Source organism: Micromonospora polyrhachis (assembly GCF_014203835.1).
GTDB classification, from domain to species: domain Bacteria; phylum Actinomycetota; class Actinomycetes; order Mycobacteriales; family Micromonosporaceae; genus Micromonospora_H; species Micromonospora_H polyrhachis.
The window spans coordinates 3,032,494-3,057,392 of record NZ_JACHJW010000001.1 but is presented as its reverse complement, the minus strand read 5'-3'; the positions used below and the strand labels follow the sequence as shown (position 1 = coordinate 3,057,392).

Sequence of the window (24,899 nt, the reverse complement as noted above, 5' to 3'; positions counted from 1 at the left end):
ACTCAGCCACCAACGGATATGTGGTGGCTGTCGATGGGCTGGGGCCGCCGACGTCGATCGGCGGGGACTACCGGATCAAGCCGGTCACACGGTGGGACGGGGGTCGGGTAGCCCGGCGGCGAGCGCGGCGAAGACCTCGTCGACCAGTTCGGTGAGGGACTTCGCGCCGTGGCTGGCGACCCAGCAGGTCATCACCGTACGGCAGGCGGCACTGATCATGCCTGTGACGAGCAGTGGGTAGCTGTCGGTGTCCGGGTCGACGCCGACCCGCGTGGCGATGGCTTCGACTATCTCCCGCTCGGTCTCCTTGCCGCTGGCCACGAGCCGGGGGAGTAGCGAGGGGTTGCGTTCGACGACTCGCATCCGCAGGAGCCACATCTCGTGTTCGGTCTGGACCTCCTGTAGGGCCGCGCCAAGCGCGCGGCGGACGGCCTCCGTCGTCGGAACGTCCGCCGGGATGGCCGTCAGCAGTTTCAGGAACTGTTTGGCCTGACGATCGCTGTTGCTGGTGAGTACGTCGTCCTTGCAGGCGAAGTAGTTGAAGAACGTCCGTGCGGAGACGTCGGCGGCGTCGCTGATGTCCTCCACGGTGACCGCATCCATACCCCGCTCGGCGACCAGGCGTAGCGCAGCCATGGTGAGGGCGGCTCGGGTCTGCTGTTTCTTGCGGTCCCGACGCCCCACGACGGCATCCTGCTCCATGGTCATCGTGTTGCACGCTACCGCCGATCTTTCTGGCCCCGCAAACTTTCATAGGCTGCAACGAAGTGAGCTGGCGCACGTTACGAGGCTGACGGGGTAGAAAGAGCACGAGTCAGACGTCTTGGAGAGGACACCCGATGTTCCTTGATCGACCGATCGCGCCCGACCCGTACGAGATGCTGCCGCCCGTACCGTCGTTCACGTTGATCAGTGACGACGTCCGCAACGGCGAGCCGATGGACCTGGAGTTCGCCCACGACAGCGTCGGTGGCGCGAACCGGTCACCCCAGCTGGCCTGGTCGGACTTCCCGGAGGCGACCCGTGGCTTCACGGTCACCTGCTTCGACCCGGACGCGCCGACCGGCAGTGGGTTCTGGCACTGGGTGCTGGTCAACATCCCGGTGAACGTCACGGAACTGGACCGGGGTGCCGGCCGTACGCCCGCGCCGGGGGTGGGCGGCGCGTTCAGCGTACGCAACGACTACGGGGTGGAGGGGTACGGCGGTGCGGCTCCGCCGGCCGGTGACCGGCCGCACCGGTACGTCTTCGCGGTGCACGCGTTGGACACGGAACGTCTCGACGTCACGCCCAACTCGACGGCCGCGTACGTCGGGTTCAACCTGACCTTCCACACGCTGGCTCGGGCGGTGATCCGCCCGACGTACCAGATCGCGCAGTGACCCCCGCTGGTCAGATCACGCAGTGACCCTTCTGCCGGTCAGGTCAAGCGGTGGATCTTGCCGGTCGTCGCCGGCATCGCGGCTGGTCCGCGGTGCCGGCGGGCGGTGGGGTGGTGAGTGCGACCGGCCCACCGGCGGAGGGTGGTGGGGTGGTGGGTGCAACCGGCCCGCGGGCGGAGGGTGGTGGGGTGGTGGGTGCAACCGGCCCGCGGGCGGAGGGTGGTGGGTGTCAGTGCGAGATCAGTCGGGGACCCGGGCCACGGCGAAGACGGACTGGCCGAACGGCGGGCGGACGACCTGCTCGGCCGCCTTGGTGACCGGAAGCACGAGGCTGTCGTAGATCTTCACCATCGGCCCTTCCTTGGGCATCAGGCGGAAGACGCTGGTCGCCATGAAGTAGCCGATCAGGCCGAGTGCGTTGGCGTAGTGCAGCTTCTCGATCTGCAGGCCCGCCTCGGTCAGCGCGGCCGCCATGGTCTTCTTGGTGTAGCGGCGGACGTGGCCGGTGGCGATGTCCGCCGGGCTCATCGCGAACTGGAATGCCGGCACGATCAGGACGATGGCCCCACCGGGACGGACGAGGTCACGCATGCTGCGCAGCGCGTCGACGTGGTCCTCGATGTGTTCGAGGACGTTGTAGGAGACGGCGGCACTGTAGTCGCCCCGCTCGGAGTGCGGCAGCAGCATCTGCCGTACCTCGATCTTGGGGTGGTCGGCGAGCCGCTCCTTCAGTGCGACCAGCCGGTCGGGGTCGGCCTCGGTGGCGGTGAACCGCTCGAAGTGGGGGGCCCATTCCAGGGCGTAGTCGCCCAGGCCGCTGCCGATTTCGATGGGGTTGTCACCGAGGTACGGGATGGCCAACTCGACGAACCATCGCCGGTGGTTGACCGCTGTCGCGAGCCCTTCAAGGACCTCCGACTGCACCCGCTGATCCCCAGTGATCTCTACCATGCGTCGATTCCTCACGATCTGAACTCGACCTGCACCTCGACCGACAGAGTGAACCATCTACGACGACGGTAGGGAAATCGGGGCACCGGTGGGGCTGAATGTGAATGATTCTCAGAATACCGGGTTCGCCTCAGGGACGTTTCCGGACAGACTTCGCCGTTGCTGGCAAATGGCTTCCAGGTCGATCACGCTCCGCTACGGTCCGAGTCATCATGACTACTTCTCGTATAGGAGCCGACGGCTCGTCCAGGGAGCCGCCACCTGTCGGGGATGGTATTCGATCGACGGCGTCGGCTGGCAAGCGTGCGGACGATAACAATTCAGCCCAAGATCTGGCTGATCCATCTGCTGAGGGGCCCGCCGATCCATCTGCCGAGGGGCCCGCCACGGCCAGATCCCGCCGATGGCTCCGACATGCCTGGCTGCCGGACCTCGCCGCCATCCTGAGCTTCGTCGTACTCGGCCTGTGGGTCACCGCCCAAATCTGGCGGCAACCCAGCCACGGACTACGCGACAACCTGGCCGACCAGGCGTTCTTTGAGTGGATGATGGCGCACGGCGCCCGGGTGGTCACCGGCCCCACCAACCCGTTCGTCTCCGACCAGATGAACGTCCCGGACGGGGTCAACCTGATGGCGAACACCTCCGTGTTGGCCATCTCGATCCCGATGACCCCGGTGACCCTGGCCTTCGGGCCGCGCGTCGCCTTCAACGTCTTCCTCACCCTCGCGTTGATCGTCACCGCGAGCACCTGGTACTTCGTGCTCTCCCGGCACCTGGTCGGCTCCCGGGTCGCGGCCTGGGTCGGCGCGCTGTTCTGCGGCTTCGCGCCGAGCATGGTCTCGCACGCCAACGGCCACCCCAACATCGTGGCGCAGTTCCTCGTACCCCTGATCATCTGGCGGACGCTGCGGCTGCGGCAGCCTGGCCGCTGGGCCCGCAACGGGGTGTTGCTCGGCCTGCTGATCGTCTGGCAGGCGTTCATCAACCTTGAGGTCCTGCTGATGACCGCGATCGGCCTCGGCATCGTGGTGGTGGTGCTGGCCGTCCTACGCCCCGGACTGCGGTGCGAGCATCGCCCCTTCCTGGCCGGGCTGGGGATCGCCGCCGGGGTCGCCGTGGTGCTGCTCGCCTACCCCCTCTACGTCCAGTTCTTCGGTCCGCAGGCCTACCACGGGCTGCCCAGGGACATCCGGGAGTACGGTGCCGACCTGGCCTCCTTCGTGGCCTTCTCCCGAGAGTCGATCGCCGGCCATCCCGAGACCGCCCGGCGGTTGGCCCAGAACCCCAGCGAGGAGAACGCCTTCTTCGGCTGGCCGCTGGTCGTACTGGTGGGGGCCCTGGTGTGGTGGCTCCGCCGCAACGCGGCGGTGATCGGCCTGGCCGTTGCCGGACTGATCTTCGCATTGCTGTCGTTGGGGCCGACGATCCTGTTCGAGGGTCGGTCGACCGGGATTCCTGGCCCGTGGCGCCTGCTGGGCGGGCTGCCGGTGTTCGACTCGGCCGTCCCCACCCGCTGGGCCCTGGCGACCACCCCCGTCGTCGGGATCCTGCTCGCGCTCGGCGGGGACCGCATCGCCCGGCTGACCCGGCAGCATCCGGCGTCGGCCGGGCAGATCCGGTTCGCCGCGGTGACGGTGACGGTCATGGCGTTGTTGCCCAACGCGCCGACCCCGGTGCCGTCGACCCGGATCACGCCCACGCCCGAGTTCATCTCCTCCGGGGCCTGGCGCGAGTACGTCGCCGGTGACCGGTCGATGGTCACCCTGCCGTTGCCGGCCAGCACCTACCCGGACCCGCTGCGCTGGTCCGCGGAGACCGGGCTGGAACTGCGACTGGCCCGGGGCTACTTCCTCGGCCCGGGTCGCCATGGCGACGCTTCCGGAGACCGGGTGGCGCGGTTCGGTGGCCCCGACCGGCCTACCAACGCCTTCTTCAACACGATCCGGCGCAGCGGCAAGGTGCCCCCGGTCGACGCGCGACGGCGGGCAGAGGCGGTCGAGGATCTGAGGTACTGGCGGGCCGGGGTGGTGGTTCTGGCCCCGCACCGGCATGAGGACGCGTTCCGGCGGGGGATGACCGAGCTGACCGGCATCGAGCCGAAGCGGACCGGCGGAGTGTGGGTGTGGGACGTCCGCCCGCTGGTCGGGTGAGGCAGCCTTCCTGCTGGTCGGAGAACTGCCTCTCTTCCTACGGGTCGGGTGGCCCGACTACAGGTTGGGTGGCCCGGCTACAGGTTGGGTGGCCCGGCGGGGTCAGGACGGGCGGATGCAGCAGCCGGCGCAGTACTTCGGCTGGGGCAGGGTGAACGCCAGGCAGCAGGTCTTGCGCTGCACGGTCAGCCCGCCGTTCGGCCCGGTGGTCAACTCGATCAGGTCGTCCACGCCGAGCGCGGACAACAGCGTGCCGATGTTCTGCGTCGAGGATCCGGGCAGGGCATCGGCGGCGCGCAGGATCCCGTTCGCCACGCCGGACGCGACCGAACCCAGCAGCGTACGGGCACCGACCCGGACTCGCGCCTGGATGGCGTCGAGGAGCGGGGAAAGGTGCTCGTCGAGCAGGGCCGTGCGCAGGGTGTCGAGCAGTTCCGCCTCGTCGGCGACGACCCGGACCTCCGGCAGCCCGGCAAGAGCCAGCGGGTCGCTGGGGAGTACGGCGACCGTGGTGGCGGGGCGCAGCCCGATGGCGAGTAGTGGCCGGTGGTCGCCGAGGTCGACCAGCACGTCCGACGGCCGGGGCAGCGGCACTCGGCGGGCGGAGGCCCAGCCCAGTACGGTGGGCAGCGCCAACCAGTAGGTGTACGACTTCCAGGCCAGCGCGGCGGCGGCATGCGGAGCCGCGTTCCAGGTGTTGGTGGCGGCGTCGAGCAGTTTGGGTAGGCGGGAGCCGTCGACGAGTTCGGTGGCCGACAGCCAGCCGGCGGGATCGTCGACCAGTAGGCCGGGCGCCAGACCGGGTAGGTCGTCGGTGCCGAACATCGTCCGCAGGGTCGCGGTCACCGGGGCCAACGGGCCGGCGATGCGGCTGCTCTGGTCGAGCGCGGCGGTCACGGACGGCCGCCGAACCGGACGGCGGGGTAACCGACGGTGGTGTGGTCGAGCGCTGGGCGCAGATCCGGAGCGGGCTGGTAGCCCGTCGGGTTCCGTCCCTGGTTGGTCGCTGTCACCCCGACCCCGTTCCCCTTGATAGCGGCCCGAATGCATCGAGTGGGCCAACAATTCCGCGTACCGACAGTCACCTTAACACTAAGGTTAGCCTAACCATGGAAGGTGTCGGTCAAGTGCGTCTGGCTGCGGATATGGGGTGTGTTGCGTCACCCACCGGATGGGGGTGGTTGGGGTGATGTGCGTTGGTTTGCTGAACGTGAAACCCGGTCGCGGCTCACGGTAGGATCGACGATAATAGCTGAATGTCAAGGTGAATGTCGTGAATGTGGCACTTGTGCCTAGATGGGCGACTTGAAGGGCAGACTGAAACTCCCGGCCATGAGGACCCCCATGACGACCTCGCCCATCGAACGGGCTGCCGACTCGTTCGCGGCCGAACTTTCCCGTCGGCGTGTCGAGCAGGGCATGACCAAGAAGCAACTAGCCGCCCAGATGGGTTTCGACCCGTCCTACGTCAGTCACGTCGAAGGCCGCCGCCATCGACCCACCGAGGACTTCGCCCGCCGCGCCGACGCGGTCCTCAAAGCGGCCGGTGCCATCTGGCAGCGCTTCCAGGAGTACGACGACCTGCGGCACGCCCGCTCCGTCGCCCGCCGGGACCCGCCCGTACCCGAACAGTGGTTGCCCCCCGGCGCCGGCCTCATCGTCGAACACGAACTGGCCACCCTCACCTACCAGGAGAACTCCTACCGGTGCGTCATCCGCCGGGCGTTGTACAACGCCGGCACCGATCCGGTCAGTCGATACCTGGCCCGGGTCGCCGTCGACCGCTACCCCAGTGACCCCGGCCGTTCCAACCGGCACCACCGGGAACACCCGTTGACCTTCGCCGAACTGGACCTACAGGCGTACTGCGACAACGAGGGCACCCGGGAGCCGATGGAGTGGCGTAAGAAGCACGACCGGGACGCGTTCAAGGAGGTGTGGCTGCTCTTCGAGAACACCCAGGGCCGCTTCCCCCTCTACCCCGGGCAGCGCGTGACCATCGAATACGCCTACACGGTCGGTCACGAGAAGTGGGGGCAGTGGTTCCAACGGGCCGTACGGCTGCCCACCCGGCAGCTCACCGTCCGGCTCGACCTGCCGCTCGAACTGGAGCCGCACGTGTGGGGGGTGGAGACCTCCATGTCGGCCGAGGAAGGCCCACTACGTACGCCGATCAACCGGTACGACGAGGACGGCCGGGCGCAGTTCGAGTGGTCCACCGAGAACCCGTCACTGAACGCCCGCTACCGCCTCGAATGGCGGTTCAAGGTGCCTCCGCCGACCAGCCCGGAGGCACTGACCGCACCCGAGGCCAAGGCCAGTGATCGGATGCGTTCGGCCGGCATCGTCCAGCGCGGAGCCGACCTGCTCCGCCAACCCGCCCGCCACTTCGACCTCCCCCGAGACGGGGCCACCGCCCGCGACGTGGTCGCCCGGCTCCGGGCGGCGCTGACGCGAATCGACGAGCTGCACCCGTTCAGCAAGGGGGTCGGGCTCGCCGCCCCACAGATCGGCCTCTCCTGGGCCGCCGTCGTCGTGCGGCCACCCGACCGGGACGCGGAGCCGGTCGTACTGCTCAATCCGAGGGTGGTCGACGGGGCTCCCGAAACCGACGAGCAGTACGAGGGCTGCCTGTCCTTCTTCGACGAACGGGGACTGGTGCCCCGACCGTTGCGTCTCGACGTCGAGCACGCGCACTGGGACGGCAGCCGGGTCATCACCTCGTTCGAGTTCGCCATGGCCCGCCTGGTCGCCCACGAGATCGACCACCTGGAGGGTCGGCTGTACGTCGACCGGATGGCCCCCGGCGTGCCGCTCGTCCCGGTCGAGGAATACCGGGAGACCGGCGTCCCCTGGCACTACTAGCCGGACCCCTACGTTCGACGGGGATCTGCCCCACGGTCGACGGAGACCGGCCTCACGGTCGACGGTACCCGGGCCCGAGGAAGACGGGGACCGGGTCTCGTGCCCCGAGGAGGCGAGGCACGAGACCCGGCCTTTTTTTGGGGGGAGGCGGGTCAGTGTGGGGCGAGGTCGACGACTACACCTCGCCGAAGGTGTCGTACCTGATGTTGGTCGGGGGCACCTCGTCCTCGGCCAACGCACGCAGGGTGGACCGGACCATCGCCGCCGAGCCGGAAACGAAACAGTCGTGCGAGGTCCACGGGCCGTAGCGGGTCATCACCTCGACGACGTTGCCCTGCTCGCCCGGGAACTCCGGATCGTCACCACAGCACGGGATGACCGACAGCCAGGGGTGACCATCGGCGAGGTCGAGCAGCTCGGCCAGGGCGTACAGGTCCTCGCCCCGATCCGCGCCGTAGAAGACATGCACCCAGCGGGTGCGGTTGTACCGGGTCAGCTCCTCGATCAACGCCTTGATCGGGGCCAGCCCGACCCCGCCGGCCACGCACAACACGTCCCGCTTGGAGGTCTGGTCCAAGGTCATCGAACCCATCGGCGCGGCGACCCGGAGCAGGTCGCCCGGCTTGACCCGGCGGACCAACGCCCCGGAGAGCCACCCCGCGCCGAGACTCCGTACGTGGAACTCCAGGGTGTTCTCGTCGTTGGGCGCGTTGGCGATCGAATACGTACGCCACAGGCGCGGCTGGTAGCGGGGCGCTTCGAGGCTGACGTACTGGCCGGCCTTGTAGGGCAGTGGCTGCTGTAGTGGCTGGCAGGTGAAGACGGCGATGTCCGGGCCACGTCGTTCGTGGGTGAGCACCTCGGCATGCCAGAACGGCGGGTTGTCGTCGCTGGCCGCCCCGGCGAGCATGCGATCGGCGATCACCCGGTACGCGTCACGCCACGCCTGGTCGTACTCGACGGTCCACTCGTCCCCGGCGCAGGTACGGAACGCGTCCAGCAGCGCGTCCCCCATGATGTCGTAGTCCTCCGGGCGGACGTGGTACTTGCGGTGGTCCCGCCCGAGGGAGCGGAGGTACTCGTCCAGCCGTTCGGGATCCTCGATGGTCTGCATCGCGGTCAGGATCGATTCGAGCAGTCGGTCCCGTTGCCCGGCCATCTGGACCGGAAAGAGGTCGCGGAGTCGGGGCTCGGTCAGGAACATCCGTGCGTAGAAGTAGCCGGATACCTTCTCTCGCTGCTCCTCGACGAGGACCCAGCTCTCCTTCAACAGACGCCCGAGGTTGTCCATGTGCACAGCGTGCACATTCCGCGTCACGTCGTGTCGTACAGATTGTGCGACCCGGGACGGGAGTCGAGCGGTTGGACACTTCAGCGGTGCGGTCGGGTCAGGCAGAGTGTTCGGGTGACGGTTGATCAGGCTCCGCTGCTGCCCCGTAGGACGATGCGTGCCGAGGTGCTGCTGGTCCTCGGCGTGTCCCTCGGACAGTCGGCGGTCTACGCCATCGTGGCGATCATCGCCCGGATGACCGCCGAGCGGCCGCTCGGCGAGCAGACCGCCACCATGAACGCATCGCAGTCGGCCCGGCCCTGGCTGGACCTGACGTACCAGCTACTGAAGATCATCTTTGCGTTGGTGCCGGTGCTGCTCGCCGTACACCTGCTCAACCGCGAGAACGGCAAGGCGCGACGGACGCTCGGCCTGGACGTCCGGCGGCCCGGTGGCGACCTGGCCTGGGGTACGGCGTTGGCCGCCGCGATCGGACTGCCCGGGATCGCGCTGTTCTGGGTCGCCGCGCAGCTCGGGATCAACGCCAGCCTGGTGCCGGCGAAACTGCCGGAGCTGTGGTGGGCGGTACCGGTGCTGATCCTTGCCGCCGCACAGAACGCCATCCTCGAAGAGGTGATCGTCGTCGGCTACCTGATGACCCGGCTGCGGGAACTGGGCTGGCGGGTCGGCGCGGTGATCGCCGCCAGCGCGGTGCTGCGCGGTAGCTACCACCTCTACCAGGGGTTCGGCGCGTTCGTCGGCAACGTGGTGATGGGCCTCGTCTTCTCGCTGTTCTTCCTGCGTACCCGTCGGGTGTTGCCGCTGGTCGTCGCGCACACCCTGCTGGACGTCGTGGCGTTCGTCGGCTACGCGCTGCTGCCCCGGGAATGGTTCGACTGGCTGTGAACCGGTGCGGCGATGTGGTTCAGGGGTGCCGGTGGGGCCGGTAGCGGGCCACCGCCCGTGCCGCGAGCCGTTGGGTCATCGCCGCGTCCCCAGCCGCGACGGCCAGGGCCGCCGCGCCGGGCAGCAGCCGCGCAGCCAGGCGCAGTGCCAGCCAGCCACCGGTCTGGGCAGCGAGCGGCGCGGCGAGTCGCCACGCGGCCTCCATGATCCGGTACGCCGGCAGCTCGCCCTCCGGGCCCGCCTGGCGGCTGGCGGCCAGGGCGACCCGGGCACTCTCGTCGTCCGGATGCACCTGGGTCAGCACCAGCAGGTCGACGGCCCGGTCCGGGTGGGCCGGATCGTGCCCGTACGCGGCAGCCAGGTGCAGAGCCAGGGCAGCCTGGGCCCAGGAGACGGTGGCCAGCTCGGCGAGCGGGGCGAGCAGACCGGCGGCGGTGATGGAGACCACTCCGCCGATGCTGGCCGACCGGACGAACCGCTGGGTCGCCAACCGGGCCAGCCCCGCCGGGGACGCGGTCGGATAGGTCGACCGGGTACGTCGAGCCCAGGCTGCGGCAGTTGGTCCGAGCGATTCGACAGCGGCGGTGGCCAGCAGTTCCGGGGCGTAGCCCGGGTGCGTCAGGATGATCCGTGCCGTGACCGGTGTAGCTGTCGTTGGCCGGTCGTCGGTGCGGTCGTCGGTTGGCGTGGCGGGTGGCTTTGCGGTGGCCGTCTTGCGCGGCTTTGCCTGTGTGGCGGAGGTCGCCTTGCGGGCGGCTTGCTTGCTGGGAGTCGAGTCGAGCGGTGGCGAGTCGAGCGGTTCGGCCGTGGCCCCGGCGGTCGCGGCGGTCTTGCCGGTTGTCCGCCCTCCGATGGTCTTGCCGGTCGTCCGACCTCCGGCGGCCGCAGTCTTGCTCGTCCGCTTCCGGGGTGTCGTCCGGGGTGTGCCGCCCGGCTCGCTGGGGCTCGGCCCGGCCTGCTCGGTTACGGACGGCCCGGCCTGCTCGGTTACGGACGGCCCGGCCTGCTCGGTTACGGACGGCCCGGCCTGCTCGGTTACGGACGGCCCAGCCTGCTCGGTGGGCGGCTGGAAGATCACCGACGGTGCCGTCTTGCCGGATCGGGACCGGGGAACCGCTTTCGCTGGTGGGGTCGATTTCGCCGGTGTGGCTGATGCCGACCCGGAACCCGGCTCGAAGCCCGCCTCGCCGGGACGCGTACGAGGTGTCGACTTCGACCGTGGCTGGCGGTTTCGCGATGGCTCGGTGGCCGGCTGCTCCTCCATGACCAGGGAGCCTAGTCGGGTGGGTGGCTGTTCTCACCTCGTGGGGCATCGACGGAGGTGCGGTTGCTCAAGAGGTCTTGCGATCTGCGTCACGCCAGTCCGACGACGTTCGTGAGGTCGTTGGGTAGCTGCTTTGCCCCCGACCGCCGGGTCCATGTATTCTCGACCGGCGGTGGTCTACAGGCCACCGAGGAGACTTCGCCTAGTCTGGTCTATGGCGCCGCACTGCTAATGCGGAGGGGTCTTAAAGCCCCACCCGGGTTCGAATCCCGGAGTCTCCGCGCTAGAGGTCGGTGTGTAGACTGGCCCAGCAGCTGCGCCCGTAGCTCAATGGATAGAGCATCTGACTACGGATCAGAAGGTTAGGGGTTCGAGTCCCTTCGGGCGCACCACTAAAGCAGGGAATATAGCCGACTGGCTATATTCCCTGCTTTTATGTGGGGCACGTGTGGGATGCGGCCGCAGCCCACGTTTGACCCATGCTTGGGCAGGTCAGAGGGTTTTTTCTGGCCGTCGCATCCCTCGGGCGGTGTCTCGGCGGTCAGGCGGTGGCGGAACTGGTACGGGGTGCAGTGGCTAGTGATCAGAGGGTCGACAGCGGCTGCTGAGCGCTCGCCGCAAGCCGCCCTACCGAACGAAGAGCTTTTTCTCAGCGTTGGCAGACAACCCCTGACGGGCCGTCCCTAGCTTGGCGTGAGTGGATGCCAGTGGCGTGAGGCAGTCAGAGCACGCCGACGCGGCCGGCGAACTCACGCCTGCCTGGCAGGCTGTGGCTGTTGCGGGAGAGCTGGTCGGCCGCACCGGTGACGGCCTCGGGGTGTTCCGGCGGCACTTCGCCCGGTTCCGGCCGCTGGTCACCGCGACCGCACTGGGCGTCGCCGCCGGGGTGCACACCCTGGTCACCGATGCCCTGGCCGCCAAGACCCGGGTCGGGATGCTGCCCCGGGTGCGCGACAGCGCAGTGGCAGACCTCGCGCCGTTGATCGGCGCGGCGAAATTCCAGCGGGCCCACCCGGTCGCCAAGGCCCGCGCCGACCTGACCGGACTGCTGTACGCCGACGGCATCCACGACAGCCTCTACTGCTCCAGTGGTGCCACCCTCCTGACTGACCTGGTCACCCCTGCGGTGCCCGTCCGGCCCGGCATCGCGGCCACCGACCGCTACGACAAAGCGGCCTGAACAGCCAGGCGGCGCTCCCTCCTCACCAGGGAAGCGCGCCGCCGACGCACATCAGTGCATGTGGAAGCCGTTCTCCAGATCGACCATCGTGCCCTCGGCCCTGGCCCGCAGCGCAGCGATGACCCGGCGTGCCAGCAACTCCGACATCCGCTCCCGGATCTGCTCCTCCGTGCACCAAGCCCAACTGCTGAGCTCCTCCGGCGGCAGGTGAATGTCGGCCGTGCCCACCTCATCGAGGGCGCCGCCGTCGTAGACGAACATGACCCCCTCGGTGCGGCCCGGCCGGGGCGGCACCCAGTCGGTCACCAGCAGCCGGCCGGGCACGATCGACTTGCCCAGTTCCTCCTTCACCTCGCGGACCGCCGCCTGCCGAGGGGACTCATCCGCGTCAACGCACCCGCCGACGATCTCCCAGTAGTTCTTGTAGACGGGCTCGACCAGCAACGCCCGCCCGCCAGCGTCGGTGAACAGAACTGCCGCGCCCATGCGCTTGCGTGGAAGCGTTGCCGTGTAGTCGCCGGACGGTGTGCTCACCTCCGCAGGCTACCCGCGCCAGCCGGCCCGGCACGTCACCTCCGGCGGTCCAACACTGGCAGGGCGAGCCAGTCCGTGGCGGCGCACCGCAGACACGATGCGTCGCGTCAGGTGGAACCTTTTGCCCTTTTGTCAGAAGGATGTCGCGTAGGGACGTAGGGTTCGAGTGTCTTCGGGCTCGCAAGATCGTCAGTGGCCTGATCTGCGGAAACGCGGGTCCGGCCCCTGAAGTTTTCGTACCTTGTGGACGGCCGGCTGTCGGTGGGTGCTTGTGCGGCGAGCAAACGTCCCTCAGGTCCGACCCGGTCCGTAAAAGGTTTGTTGTGTCCGCATTGGTTTGATCATGGCGTCCCGAGTCGGCCCTCAAGTCCGAGATAGTGGGACGGGTTCTGCGGGGGTGAAGAACAGCTTCGGTGTCGGCGTGAGGGCCCCGGGCGGAATCCGGACGACGCGTCACCGCACCACAGCACAGGGTCGCTGATGCGGTGCTAGTCGAGATTCAGAACCTCATCGTCCGTCGGCGCGCTCGTCCATGCGCGCACCGTTCTGCCGGACGAGTTCTTCGTGCCGCCGCACACCGCGTTCGGACCGGACGGCAGGTGGAACCTGGACCTCGGGGCACCCGCCTTTCCGAATGCCCGCTACGTGCTCCAGCACACCGAGGTCGCGGCCCTGGAAGCCGGTGCTGACGCCATGCTGGACTACCTTGTCGAGCCATTGCGGCGGGCCGGACAACTGCATGAGGTGGACGGTGCGACCGCGCTCATCGGTGGCGCCAGGGGTCGGGGTGGCAGCACGGTCCGGGTCGTCCCCACCCCCGGTCACACTCCCGGTCACCAGTCGGTGCTCGTCGAGCACGGCCAGCGGCAGATCGCGATCACCGGTGACGTGTTGGTGCACACGGTGCAGCTCGTAAACCCGACGTCGGTTACCGGTTCGAGGGCGACTCGGACGCCGCTCGGCGCAGCCGACGGGCACTGCTGGCCGAGGCAGGTCGTCGTCGGGCCCTGCTCGCCACCGCACACCTCAAGCAACCCTTCGTCCAGGCGCACGGCGTACCGGCGGCGACCGGCGGCTGACCGCCTCGGCCGGCTGGGCGGGCGGTCGACCGGGCCGGGGATCGGACCGTGGACCGGGGCGGGGGCCGGACCGTGGACCGGCTGGGCTCGGAGTGGGCGAGCACGGCAAGTAGACGGCTCCGGGCCAACTCGGGCGGGTGTCCGACGGTCAGCAGGTTCAATAGCTCCCCGACCGTGTCGGCTGCCCTCCGGTGCTGAATGTCAAGGCGAGGAAGAGTCGAGTGAGGCGATCACCGCATCCCTGCCGGTGCTGGTATCTCGATCATGGCGGGCCATCCGAGGGGTAACCCGGCAGTCCCCGGGTGTACGCGGTCATCGCATGAACGACGATTTCGGCGGGGGACAACACCGACGTCGAGTCGTCGCACGCCCAGTGTTCGAGTGATACCCGGATGGCGGCAGTGGTGGCCGCGGCCCACAGTCGTACTTCCAGGTCGCTGGGCCCGTGCCCCAGCCGCTCGCGTATCGCGATGGCGAGTTCCCGCTCACAGTCGAAGTTGACCTGCTGCCATACCCGTCGAAGGCAGGAGTCGTCGATGGTGATGCGCAGCAGCGCTCGTTGGTCCTCGGACATGCGGTTGTCGGTGCCGGGTGTCAGCGCGGCGACGGCGGTACGACTGAGGGCCTCCCCGAGTGGCAGGTCCGGGGGTGCGGCCCGGAACGCGGCGATCCAGGCGGTGCCTCCCGCGGCCACGAGAGGCTCGATCGCATCCTCTTTGGTCGGGCAGTAGCGGAAGAACGTACGGAGGGAGACCCCCGCGGCGGTCGCCAGTTCCTCGGCGGTCACATCGCGAGGTTGACGCTGCGCGAACAACCGGGCCGCAGCCCGGGCGATTTCCAGCCGGGTGGCCTGTTTACGGCGTTCGGTGAGGTTGACGCTCGTCACGGAGCCAGTCTACGAGCCAGCCTTGGCATGAAGTGCCAGCTTGGCATAGGCTGCCATCGCGGTTGCCTCGGCGGATGCTTCTACAGCAGGCGCGGAGCCCCCGACGGAAGGAGTCGGCATGCGGCGTGTGGGGACAGACGGAGTTCTCGCCACGCGGGCGGGTCCGGCATCGGTAGGCGACGACCTTGCAGGCTGAACTGCTCCTTGCATCCGTATAGGCCAGGCGTATCCGGCCATTCGTGATTAACTACGAAAATACCGCATTTTATCGCGCGGTAGTACTGGACCGTGGGTGGCGGTAGCTCAACGAAAGGAATCGACTATGCAGCTCGATGGCAAGGTCGCCATCGTCACCGGTGGCGCAACCGGCATCGGTGGTGCGGTGTCCCGGGTCTTCGTACGTCGCGGTGCCAAGGTCGTCGCGGTGGACACGAATCCCGAGGCCGGCAACGCCCTTGCCGCCGAATTGGGTGAGCGGGTGGCGTTCCTGCACGGGGACGTCCGCGACCCTGACATCGCACCCCGGGCGGTGAGCATCGCCGTGGAGCGGTTCGGTCTGCTGACCACCCTGATCAACAACGCGCATGCCTCCCGGCAGGCACCGTTCACCGACCTCACCGACGACCAGTGGGCACTGTCTTTCGGGACCGGCTTCGAGGCTACGAAGAGGTTCATGCTCGCCGCCTATCCGGAGCTGAGGAAGCAAGGTGGCTCGGTGGTGAACTTCGCCTCCGGTGCCGGACTTCTCGGCCAGGTGACCCAGGCTTCCTACGCCTCGGCCAAGGAGGCGATTCGTGGGCTGTCCCGGGTGGTCGCCAACGAGTGGGCCAACGAGAACATTCGCGTCAACGTCGTCAGTCCGGCCGCCCTCACCAGCGGGGTGAAGGCCTGGCGTGAGGCCTTTCCCGAGCTGTATGCGGCGTCGGTCGGGAAAATCCCGCTGGGCCGCTTCGGCGACCCCGAAGAGGATGTCGCACCGATCGTTGCCTTCCTCGCCAGCGACGACTCCAAATACATGACGGGTCAGACGCTCATGGCCGATGGGGGCGGGGTTCAGCTTCGCTGAACAACGTCAGGCGGGGGCCGGTGCGGTCCGTCAAGGGCTACCGGGCTGGCGGCTTGCTGACGGATTCCGCGTCCTGCCCCTGTCCGGTCCGTGACGGACCAGCTGGCGAGTAGCTGTAGACCGTTCTCGGCGGCGGTTGCGGGTGGCGCAGCGTCGCCGGGTGAAGCTGCTCAAGGCCGTCGGTGCCGGACCCGCCATGATCGCCGCCGTTCACCTCGCCGAGTACCTCGTGATCAGGCTCGCCGCCGCCGCCGCCGGCACCGGCCTGGCGGTAGCACAGCCACCCGCCATACCCGGGCGTCGTCGCCGGAACGCCCGTCGACATTGGACTATTCCTATTCCTCGGTAACGGCGATCTTCGGTACGCACCCACGTCCGGGCTGCTCACCACGGCGTGCGGAGTCCCGCTTGCCATCGCCGCGCTTCGCCGCCCTTCCCGCGATGACCGCCGCACGCCACCCAGCCGCAGACACCCTCCGGTCGCGTTAATTACTGATTGTGCTGCTGGCGGTGAACCGGGGCGCCGTTGTGTCCGTTGCAGGGGGATATCGGGTGCGGCTGGTGTTTTGGGGGGCGGCAGATGGTGGATGCGACGGGTGTGGCGTGTCCTGAGTTTCTTTCGTCTTGGGTGCGTTCTGGTCAGTTTCTGAGTCTTGAGCCGGGGGGTGTGCCGGAGGAGGTTCGGGTTTTCCCGTCGGTGTCGGGGGCGCATCTGGTTCATGTGGCTGAGGGTGCGGCGGGTGCGGCGGGGTTGGTGGCGCAGGGGTTGTTGGCTGCGTCGTTGGATGTGGTGGCGCGGATGGTGGTGGTGCCGCCGGCTTCGGTGGTGGCCTCGTTTGGTTTGGTGGGGGCGCTGGGGTGGGCTGATCGGTTGCGGTTGCCGGTTCGGGTGGATGGTGGGCCGGGGCGTGCTCTTGCCGATCTGGGTAGTGATCGGGTGTTGCCGGTCGATGAGCGGGGTGGGCCGGCGGATGCTGGTCGGGTTGCTTATGTGTTGGTGTTGCCGGTGGCGCATTTGGTTGCGGAGCATGTGTCGTCGGGTGTTGACCGGAATTTGGGTCGGGTGCGCTCGGGTGGGCCGATGCCGGGTCAGGTGCGGTTGACCTCTGGTGGGGTCGAGTTTGGGTTGCCGTTGGCGGTTGTTGCTGCTCGTCATGGTGGTTCTTTCGTCACGGCGGTGGCGGTGGGTGCGCCGCGTGTGGTGCGTGGTGGTGTGGTTGGGCTGTGGCGGGAGTTGGCTGGGCTTGCTTCTGGTTCGGCGATGAGTGTGCGGGTGGGTGAGGGGGAGTCTGCTTCCGAGTTTTTGGTGTTGGGTGATCCGGATGGTGTGTCGGTTGTTCGGCAGACGTCGTCGGGGTTGGTGGGGGCGGTGTTGCCGGGTGAGTTGAGCACTGTCGCGGTGACCCCGGTTGCTGTGCGGTATGGGGAATGGAATTTGGCGTCCTTGGCCGAGCCGGATGTTGTTTTGTCGGTGTATGAGGCGCCTGATGAGGTGGCTCGGTTTGTGTGGCCTCGTCCGGGGTTGATGTTGTTGGATCCGGGGCAGAGTGAGCAGGTTGAGGCGGCGCTGGGTTTCCGGGCGGCGGACAACGAGTATCCGGTGTTTGTGCATGGGACGGTGGCGGGGCCGGTCTATGACGGGAAGTTGATCACCGTGGAGAGTCTGCGGGATCTGATCGCGGCGGATGCTCGTGCCCGGGGTATGGACATTCTGCTGGTGGTTTGTGATTCGGCGGGGTCTGCCGCTGTTTTGGCCGACTATGGGGCCAGGCTTTTTGCTGTGTTGCCGTCTGAGCATGGCCGGGTGACGGCGATGGGCGGTGTTGCTCGGGTGCAGCCCTGGTCGGCCGGCGGGTCGACGGGTGAACTGTCTGAGGTGTTGGTGTCGCCGACGGTGTTGGGGGCGGATGGCCGGTTCCGACTGTCGTCGGGTGGTATCCGGAGTTACGTGGATGCTCCTGATGCTTCGGTGGGGTCTGGTCAGCGGGTTCCGCTGGTCATTCAGCATGGTCCGCGGTTGTCTGCGGCTCGGACGGGGCGTGGTGTGCCGTTGACCGATGTCCGGGGCGTGGTGCTCGTCGGTGAGCAGGCACCCAAGCCTGGGGATCTACGGCGGCTCGGTCTGAACACACCACAGGAGAACGTTACGGGGAATGTCGAGCAGACCGGGGTCGCGTTTCCTTGGCCGAGCACGACATACGCCCCGTCACAGGAAAGCAGAAGAGTCAACTTCAGTCAGGCTTTCCACGGGGTCACCAATGCTCGGCTGGCCGCGTACAACAGCGGCAAGGCCCTGCATGGGTACGCAGAGGCCAACAATCCCGGCGGCCACGACCCCGATCTCGCGAACATGCAAAGTTTCGCGAGAGAGTACACGGAGCTACTCGAATTTCTGGGAAAAGGCTGGGATCAGCTTTCTGTTGATGAGCGGAGCCGCATCGAGGAATTGGGGGGAAGATACGATTCAATCCTCTCGAATCTGGTCGAGGCCGCCACGCGGGTAGCGGGAAGAACCAGGGGTGCAAGTGTTGAGCTGGACCGCCAGAAGGGCGAGCCGCAACGCCTGCTGAATCTGGCATGGGGCGGGAACCGTGATGCTTTCGCCGAGATGGTCGAGCAGTACTTTGGCGCAGGCGAGCGAGACAAGGTCGAAGAATATATCGGGTACGCCTATGAGCTGAGCCTGATTCAACGCAAGGCTGACGATACTTCCCGGGAAATAGCCGGGATTAAGCAGGACTTGTCGGCCAGTCAGCAGGCGTATTCCGGCGTGGAAGGCGAGTTGGCGAGCCTCAGGGCGGAGCTTGTTACTCACGCCGGGGTGAGTCTTCGCCGCGTTGACAACAAGCTTGCCGAGGTCAGCCGAGATTTACGAGACGTCGAAGCGGCCCTGTATTACCCAAACGAGCCTGGTCCCTATAGTGGATGGTCGCAGCAGCAGTTGGTTGCGGAAAGAAGCCGTCTGATCTCGTATCAAGAGACTCATCAGGAGTTGCTTGGCCGAATTGGGCAGCTGGAGCAACAGCGAGCCGACCTGTCTCAGCGTATCGGTGAGCTGCAAAACGAGTCGAGAGCCCTGCGTAATCAACGGAAGACTCGACAGGATGAACTGAACGGCATTAATCCCGCTGGGCAACTTGCCCTCGTGGTCACGAACCTGGAGGCAGCGCGAGCAAGGCAAGTGCTGGCCCTCAACCAAAATGCTGATGTAATAGCGCGCGCCGGCAGTAGGATCGGAGGCCTGCTGACTGCGGAGACGGTGTGGCGTCGAGTCTCGCGAGACATGGCCAGAGAGGCGATAGCCTATGTGCGGAGAAAGCTTCCGTATGGGCCGGCTAATAATGTGGTCAACGGCATTAAATACGACGGCGCGGCTCAGCTGCGGGTCGAACAAATTAGGGATGAAGACTATCAACCTTCCTCACCGCCTCCTGCTGTCTTCCAGGACGAGGAGGAAGACTATGCGTTCTGGGCACTGGCGGAAAACGCTACTCTCGCCAAACATGTCAAGACCGGGAACTGTGCAGAGCACGCGGCAGTGGCTTTCGGCTACCTATGGAACCATCCGAGGATGGTCGGCATCCCGATCTCGCAGGTAGAACACGGTGTCGACCACGTGTATCTCGTGGTTGGTCCGCTTGGGCATCCGAACTCGTTGGTGATCGACCCGTGGCCCTTGCGGCCCAGTTCGGTCACAGTCAGGAACTACTGGCTACGGCAGGGCGAAGTTGAATCCGTCCGCACCTTTGTGCCGAACGGAAGAATCGACTTCTTCGCCTACGGGCGCAGTCTGATCGATTGGAATAAGGTGCCGGCGTTTCCGGCACTTCAAGAGGTGGCTGATCCGGTCGGTGAATACCTAGAGGAGGACGGCTACTGGTCAACCATTCACTCGTACGATGAGGCTTTGGGTACTGCTAATAGCGACAGTGAGGATGATCGTGGCGGTGTTGGTGGGAGTGGTGGTCCGACGTTTGGTGTGGCGGTAGCCGGCGATCTGCTGGTGCATGATGCTCCTGAGTCTGTGGCGAGGTATTTGCCGGACTTTCCGGGGTTGCGTTTGTTGGGTGCGGATCGTGGGGCTCATATCCGGGCTGCGGAGGGTTTCCGTGCGTCGGATCGGGAATATGTGGTTTTTGTTGAGGGCACTGTTGCTGGTCCGGTGGTGGATGGCAGGTTGCTGACTCCGGCGCAGGTGCGTGATTTGATTGTTGCTGATCCTCGGGCGCGGGGCCGTGACATTGTGTTGGTGCAGTGTGATTCGGCGGTGCCGTTGCAGGCTGGTGCTGTGTTGGACGATTTCGCCACGAGGTTGTTTGCTCTGCTGCCGGAGGGCAATCGGCGGGTTTTGGCGATGGGCGGGGTCGCGAAGGTGATGCCGTTGACGGCCGGCGAGGCTGCGGCTGGTGCGTTGACGGAGGTTGTGGTTTCTCCGACGGTGCTTGGTGATGATGGTCGGTTCCGGTTGGTGTCCGGTGGGGTGCGTGAGGTGCGGGAAGCGCCGGATGCCGTACGGGTTTCGGGCGTACGGACTCCGATGGTGGTGCAGCACGGGCCGAGGTTGTCCCAGGCCCGGATTGGTGTGGGGGTTGCGCTCACTGATGGTCTTGGCCGGTTGTTGACCGGGGTGCGGGCGCCGGCGGTGAGCAGGTTGCTTGCTCTTGGCCTGCCTGACCCGGCACGGCTCCAACGTCTCGGTGAATCCTTCGCCGAGCGCGCGAGGGAGACCCCGTCGGGGTTGGTGGGGGCGGTGTTGCCGGGTGAGTTGAGCACTGTCGCGGTGACCCCGGTTGCTGTGCGGTATGGGGAATGGAATTTGGCGTCCTTGGCCGAGCCGGATGTTGTTTTGTCGGTGTATGAGGCGCCTGATGAGGTGGCTCGGTTTGTGTGGCCTCGTCCGGGGTTGATGTTGTTGGATCCGGGGCAGAGTGAGCAGGTTGAGGCGGCGCTGGGTTTCCGGGCGGCGGACAACGAGTATCCGGTGTTTGTGCATGGGACGGTGGCGGGGCCGGTCTATGACGGGAAGTTGATCACCGTGGAGAGTCTGCGGGATCTGATCGCGGCGGATGCTCGTGCCCGGGGTATGGACATTCTGCTGGTGGTTTGTGATTCGGCGGGGTCTGCCGCTGTTTTGGCCGACTATGGGGCCAGGCTTTTTGCTGTGTTGCCGTCTGAGCATGGCCGGGTGACGGCGATGGGCGGTGTTGCTCGGGTGCAGCCCTGGTCGGCCGGCGGGTCGACGGGTGAACTGTCTGAGGTGTTGGTGTCGCCGACGGTGTTGGGGGCGGATGGCCGGTTCCGACTGTCGTCGGGTGGTATCCGGAGTTACGTGGATGCTCCTGATGCTTCGGTGGGGTCTGGTCAGCGGGTTCCGCTGGTCATTCAGCACGGTCCGCGGTTGTCTGCGGCTCGGACGGGGCGTGGTGTGCCGTTGACCGATGTCCGGGGCGTGGTGCTCGTCGGTGAGCAGGCACCCAAGCCTGGGGATCTACGGCGGCTCGGTCTGAACACACCACAGGAGACACAGGAGAACGTTACGGGGAATGTCGAGCAGACCGGGGTCGCGTTTCCTTGGCCGAGCACGACATACGCCCCGTCGCAGGAAAGCAGAAGAGTCAACTTCAGTCAGGCTTTCCACGGGGTCACCAATGCGCGGCTGGCCGCGTACAACAGCGGCAAGGCCCTGCATGGGTACGCAGAGGCAAGAAATCCCGGCGGTCACGACGGCAATCTTGTGTATATGCAAGAGGTCGTACAAGAGTATGTCGACCTCTACAATTCTCTGGATGTGGCTCCGGGTGAGATTTCTCCTGATCAGTGGACTCGCCTCGGGAGCTTGGGCGGGAAATACGACACCATCCTCTGGAATCTGATCGAGATCGTCGAGGAGATGGCGGAGAGCGTCAGGGGTGAAAGCGCTGAGCTGGACCGCCAGAAGGGCGAGCCGCAACGCCTGCTGAATCTGGCATGGGACGGGGACCCTGATGCTTTCGCCGAGATGGTCGAGCAGTACCTTGGCGCAGGCCAGCGAAGAAATTTCGAAGGATACATCGCGTACGCCTATGAGCTGAGCCTGATTCAGCACAAGGCTGACGATACTTCCCGGGAAATAGCCGGGATTAAGCAGGACCTGTCGGCCAGCCAGCAGGCGTACTCCGGCGTGGAAGGCGAGTTGGCGAGCCTCAGGGCGGAGCTTGTTACTCACGCCGGGGTGAGTCTTCGCCGCGTTGACAACAAGCTTGCCGAGGTCGGCCGAGTTTTGCAGGAGATAGATTCAACTCTCTACTATCCGGATGCTCCTAGTCGTTATGCCGAGTGGTCGCAACAGCAGCTGCTTACGGAAAGAAGTCGTCTGATCTCGTATCAGGACACCCTTCAGGATCTGATCGGCCGGATTGGATCATTGGAGCGGCAGCGGGTCGACTTGTCCCAGCGATTGGATGAGCTGCAAGAGAAGCGGAGTGTCCTGCGTGATCAACGGAAGACTCGACAGGATGAACTGAACGGCATTAATCCCGCTGAGCAAATTGCCCGCCTGGTCAAGAACCTGGAGGCAGCGCGAGCGGGAGAGGTAGTGGCCCTCAACAAAAATGCTGATAAGTTAGAGCGCCACGTCGGTAGGTTCAAAGAACTGTTGACCGCGGAGACTGCGTGGCGTCGAGTCTCGCGAGATGTGGCCAGAGACGTAATTTCCTATGTGCGGAGCGAGCTCTCGTATGGGCCGGCCAATAATGAAGCCATCGGCACGAAATACGATGGCGGGGCTATGCGGCTGGTGGGGCATATTCGATCTATAGCCTATCTCGATCTTACGAAGCGGCCTCTTGGTATCTTCCAACAGGACAGGATGAACAACAGGTTCTTGCAGCTGGCGATAAGTGCAGTTCTCGCCAAGCACTTCAAGACCGGGAATTGCCACGAGCACGCGGCGGTGGCTCTCGGATACCTGTGGGACGATCCGAAGATGGTCGGTATTCCGATCACGGTGGTATCGCATCTCGACGACCACGTGTATCTCGTGGTTGGTCCGCTCGGGCATCCGAACTCGCTGGTGATCGACCCGTGGCCCTTGCGGCCCAGTTCGGTCACAGTCAGGAACTACTGGCTGCGGCAGAACAAAGTTGAGGAAACCCATACCTTTACGCCAACAGAAAGAAGAGTCGGCTTCTTCGCCTACGGGCGCAGAATGGTCGCTTGGAGCAAGGTGCCGTCGTATCCGCTTGAGGAGGTGTCGAATCCCACCGGAGACTACCGAGGAATGTCGCAATATTGGTCAACCATTCACTCGTACGATGAGGCTTTGGGTACCGCTAATAGCGACAGTGAGGATGATCGTGGCGGTGTTGGTGGGAGTGGTGGTCCGACGTTTGGTGTGGCGGTAGCCGGCGATCTGCTGGTGCATGATGCTCCTGGGTCTGTGGCGAGGTATTTGCCGGACTTTCCGGGGTTGCGTTTGTTGGGTGCGGATCGTGGGGCTCATATTCGGGCTGCGGAGGGTTTCCGTGCGTCGGATCGGGAGTATGTGGTTTTTGTTGAGGGCACTGTTGCTGGTCCGGTGGTGAATGGCCGGTTGCTGACTCCGGCGCAGGTGCGTGATTTGATTGTTGCTGATCCTCGGGCGCGGGGCCGTGACATTGTGTTGGTGCAGTGTGATTCGGCGGTGCCGGTGCAGGCTGGTGCTGTGTTGGACGATTTCGCCACGAGGTTGTTTGCTCTGCTGCCGGAGGGCAATCGGCGGGTTTTGGCGATGGGCGGGGTCGCGAAGGTGATGCCGTTGACGGCCGGCGAGGCTGCGGCTGGTGCGTTGACGGAGGTTGTGGTTTCTCCGACGGTGCTTGGTGATGATGGTCGGTTCCGGTTGGTGTCCGGTGGGGTGCGTGAGGTGCGGGAAGCGCCGGATGCCGTACGGGTTTCGGGCGTACGGACTCCGATGGTGGTGCAGCACGGGCCGAGGTTGTCCCAGGCCCGGATTGGTGTGGGGGTTGCGCTCACTGATGGTCTTGGCCGGTTGTTGACCGGGGTGCGGGCGCCGGCGGTGAGCAGTTTGCTTGCCCTTGGCCTGCCTGACCCAGCACGGCTCCAACGTCTCGGTGAATCCTTCGCCGAGCGTGGGTGGGTGCCAGAACAGCGGGACGGGGCCGGGCCCGGGCAGGTGGGTTCGGTGTCGGCCGGGTCGGTGGATCCACCGGTGAGGGTGGCGGTGGGTCCGCCGTCGTGGGATTTGCGGTTGGGTGATGGGGTTGTTGTTGAGGGCAATGTGTTTGTGGTGTCGTCGCAGGTGCGGGGTGAGCCGGCTGGGTTGATTGCTGATCTTCGTGCGGGGGCGAGTGTGGATCGTCCGGTGGTGGTGCTTGGTGTGGCGGGGCCTGGTCGTGATGCGTTGTCGGGTGATGTGGCTGGGGTGAATGTTCTTTTGGAGCAGTTCGCTCAGCGTGGGCAGTCGGTTGTTGTGGTGACGCGGGGTCGTGTGAGTGGTGATTTGCTCAGTGTGGTTGGTCGCTATGGGGCGGCGGTGGTTCACCAGACTTTGAAGAAGTCGGCTGGCGCTGGGTTGGGTGGCCTGGGTGGGCTGAAGCTGAGTGTGGACAACAATTGGACGGTTACCGCGTCGAATGCTGCTCAGGGGGTTAGCGGCGCGTCGGATGTGTGGGATCGGGTTACGCCTGCGGTGTTGGATGCGGCGGTGAGGCTTGCTCGTCCGACGGCGGCGGTGAAGCGGGTTGATGACGGACTCGGTGAGCTGATCTGGGCGTCTGATTTTGGGGTGGCGCGGTCGACGTTCGGGCGGTTGGGTTGGTCGCCTGATCAGATGAAGTCTCACTTGGCCAGTGTCAGGGAGATGGTGCTGCGGGTGCCGGATCAGCCTGCTTTGGCGGTTTTTGAGCCGGTTTTGGAGTTTGGTGCGGTGGGGCAGTCGGACATTGTGTTCGACTATGCCGCTGCTGAGGTGGTGGATCGTCCGAGGGTGTTGCTTGATTCGGTGGCGCAGCTTGAGAGCGTCGGGCAGCTTGGTGGTGGGCTTACCACGGATCGTTTGGCGGCGATGGTGGTCGCGGCTGGTGTTGGTGTCAGGGATATTTCGGTGCCGGTGTTGGCGGTGATTGGTGATATCCGGGCGGGGAAGTTTACGGATGTCAGGCAGTTTATTGATGACAATCGGGGCAAGCTTTCGGTGGTGGAGCGGGGTCAGTGGGTTGATGCGATCACTGGGTTGGGTTCTGCTATGCCGGGTCGTGTGAGGGAGCTTCAGATGTTGTCGGAGGCCGTACTGAACTGCTGATCTTGGACATATCGGTTGTTCTGCTGCTGGTGTGAACCGGAGCGTCGGCGTGGCCGTTGCAGGGGGCAGCGGGTACGACAGGT

The 24,899-nt window shown here is 66.0% G+C and carries 16 protein-coding genes and 2 tRNA genes; 9 read left to right on the top strand and 9 right to left on the bottom strand.

All coding sequences use genetic code 11. The annotated features are described in order from the left end of the window. Positions 1 to 84: 84 nt before the first annotated feature. On the bottom strand, positions 85 to 708 hold the full coding sequence (locus tag FHR38_RS13015; RefSeq protein WP_184534916.1) for a TetR/AcrR family transcriptional regulator: 624 nt from the start codon (positions 706 to 708) through the stop codon (positions 85 to 87). 131 nt (positions 709 to 839) lie between these two features. On the opposite strand from FHR38_RS13015, the gene FHR38_RS13010 reads away from it, so the two are divergent. Then, positions 840 to 1,382 (top strand): YbhB/YbcL family Raf kinase inhibitor-like protein, encoded by a 543-nt coding sequence (locus FHR38_RS13010; protein WP_184534915.1) that lies wholly within the window; start codon positions 840 to 842, stop codon positions 1,380 to 1,382. A gap of 240 nt (positions 1,383 to 1,622) precedes the next feature. Here the strand turns inward: FHR38_RS13010 and FHR38_RS13005 are convergent, their stop codons facing one another. Beyond that, positions 1,623 to 2,333: a class I SAM-dependent methyltransferase gene (locus FHR38_RS13005; protein WP_184534914.1), complete on the bottom strand. Its 711-nt coding sequence runs from the start codon at positions 2,331 to 2,333 to the stop codon at positions 1,623 to 1,625. 212 nt (positions 2,334 to 2,545) lie between these two features. Here FHR38_RS13005 and FHR38_RS13000 point away from each other — a divergent pair, with 212 nt between their 5' ends. Next, entirely contained in the window at positions 2,546 to 4,486 is a 1,941-nt protein-coding gene (locus FHR38_RS13000) for a DUF6311 domain-containing protein (protein WP_246446484.1), read from the top strand. A gap of 102 nt (positions 4,487 to 4,588) precedes the next feature. On the opposite strand, the gene FHR38_RS12995 is transcribed toward FHR38_RS13000, so the two are convergent. Further along, a complete protein-coding gene (locus FHR38_RS12995; protein ID WP_246447264.1) occupies positions 4,589 to 5,311 on the bottom strand; it encodes an IucA/IucC family C-terminal-domain containing protein in 723 nt (240 codons plus the stop codon). A gap of 519 nt (positions 5,312 to 5,830) precedes the next feature. Here FHR38_RS12995 and FHR38_RS12990 point away from each other — a divergent pair. Then, the gene (locus FHR38_RS12990; protein WP_184534913.1) at positions 5,831 to 7,351 is read left to right on the top strand and encodes a peptide deformylase; all 1,521 of its coding nucleotides are present in this window, start codon (positions 5,831 to 5,833) and stop codon (positions 7,349 to 7,351) included. A gap of 175 nt (positions 7,352 to 7,526) precedes the next feature. Here the strand turns inward: FHR38_RS12990 and FHR38_RS12985 are convergent, their stop codons facing one another. Then, positions 7,527 to 8,642, bottom strand: a complete 1,116-nt coding sequence (locus FHR38_RS12985) for a globin domain-containing protein (protein ID WP_184534912.1) — start codon at positions 8,640 to 8,642, stop codon at positions 7,527 to 7,529. 153 nt (positions 8,643 to 8,795) lie between these two features. Here FHR38_RS12985 and FHR38_RS12980 point away from each other — a divergent pair, with 153 nt between their 5' ends. Continuing rightward, positions 8,796 to 9,527, top strand: a complete 732-nt coding sequence (locus FHR38_RS12980; protein ID WP_184539603.1) for a CPBP family intramembrane glutamic endopeptidase — start codon at positions 8,796 to 8,798, stop codon at positions 9,525 to 9,527. A 19-nt stretch (positions 9,528 to 9,546) separates the two neighbouring features. Here the strand turns inward: FHR38_RS12980 and FHR38_RS12975 are convergent, their stop codons facing one another. Continuing rightward, a complete protein-coding gene (locus FHR38_RS12975) occupies positions 9,547 to 10,791 on the bottom strand; it encodes a hypothetical protein (protein WP_184534911.1) in 1,245 nt (414 codons plus the stop codon). 191 nt (positions 10,792 to 10,982) lie between these two features. Between FHR38_RS12975 and FHR38_RS12970 the strand changes: the two genes are divergently transcribed. From FHR38_RS12970 to FHR38_RS12960, 3 genes are all read left to right on the top strand, one after another. Continuing rightward, positions 10,983 to 11,072: transfer RNA gene (locus FHR38_RS12970), tRNA-Ser, on the top strand. Between the two features lie 35 nt (positions 11,073 to 11,107). Further along, positions 11,108 to 11,183 (top strand) — tRNA-Arg (locus tag FHR38_RS12965). 320 nt (positions 11,184 to 11,503) lie between these two features. Continuing rightward, positions 11,504 to 11,971 (top strand): hypothetical protein, encoded by a 468-nt coding sequence (locus FHR38_RS12960; protein ID WP_246446481.1) that lies wholly within the window; start codon positions 11,504 to 11,506, stop codon positions 11,969 to 11,971. A 51-nt stretch (positions 11,972 to 12,022) separates the two neighbouring features. On the opposite strand, the gene FHR38_RS12955 is transcribed toward FHR38_RS12960, so the two are convergent. The 3 genes from FHR38_RS12955 to FHR38_RS12945 all read right to left on the bottom strand — a co-directional run bounded on the left by FHR38_RS12955 (position 12,023) and on the right by FHR38_RS12945 (position 14,470). Next, positions 12,023 to 12,505: an NUDIX domain-containing protein gene (locus FHR38_RS12955; RefSeq protein WP_312882083.1), complete on the bottom strand. Its 483-nt coding sequence runs from the start codon at positions 12,503 to 12,505 to the stop codon at positions 12,023 to 12,025. Between the two features lie 507 nt (positions 12,506 to 13,012). Continuing rightward, a complete protein-coding gene (locus tag FHR38_RS31580; protein WP_221450233.1) occupies positions 13,013 to 13,405 on the bottom strand; it encodes a hypothetical protein in 393 nt (130 codons plus the stop codon). A gap of 441 nt (positions 13,406 to 13,846) precedes the next feature. Then, the gene (locus FHR38_RS12945) at positions 13,847 to 14,470 is read right to left on the bottom strand and encodes a TetR family transcriptional regulator (protein ID WP_184534910.1); all 624 of its coding nucleotides are present in this window, start codon (positions 14,468 to 14,470) and stop codon (positions 13,847 to 13,849) included. Positions 14,471 to 14,792: 322 nt separating this feature from the next. Between FHR38_RS12945 and FHR38_RS12940 the strand changes: the two genes are divergently transcribed. Beyond that, positions 14,793 to 15,536 carry an SDR family NAD(P)-dependent oxidoreductase gene (locus tag FHR38_RS12940; RefSeq protein ID WP_184534909.1) on the top strand — a complete coding sequence of 248 codons (744 nt, stop codon included), beginning with the start codon at positions 14,793 to 14,795 and terminating at the stop codon, positions 15,534 to 15,536. A 37-nt stretch (positions 15,537 to 15,573) separates the two neighbouring features. Here the strand turns inward: FHR38_RS12940 and FHR38_RS12935 are convergent, their stop codons facing one another. Beyond that, positions 15,574 to 15,861, bottom strand: coding sequence for a hypothetical protein (locus FHR38_RS12935; RefSeq protein WP_184534908.1), 288 nt, complete (start codon positions 15,859 to 15,861; stop codon positions 15,574 to 15,576). 255 nt (positions 15,862 to 16,116) lie between these two features. On the opposite strand from FHR38_RS12935, the gene FHR38_RS12930 reads away from it, so the two are divergent. Further along, complete coding sequence (locus FHR38_RS12930) at positions 16,117 to 24,816, top strand: hypothetical protein (protein WP_184534907.1); 8,700 nt, start codon at positions 16,117 to 16,119, stop codon at positions 24,814 to 24,816. Positions 24,817 to 24,899 lie beyond the last annotated feature (83 nt).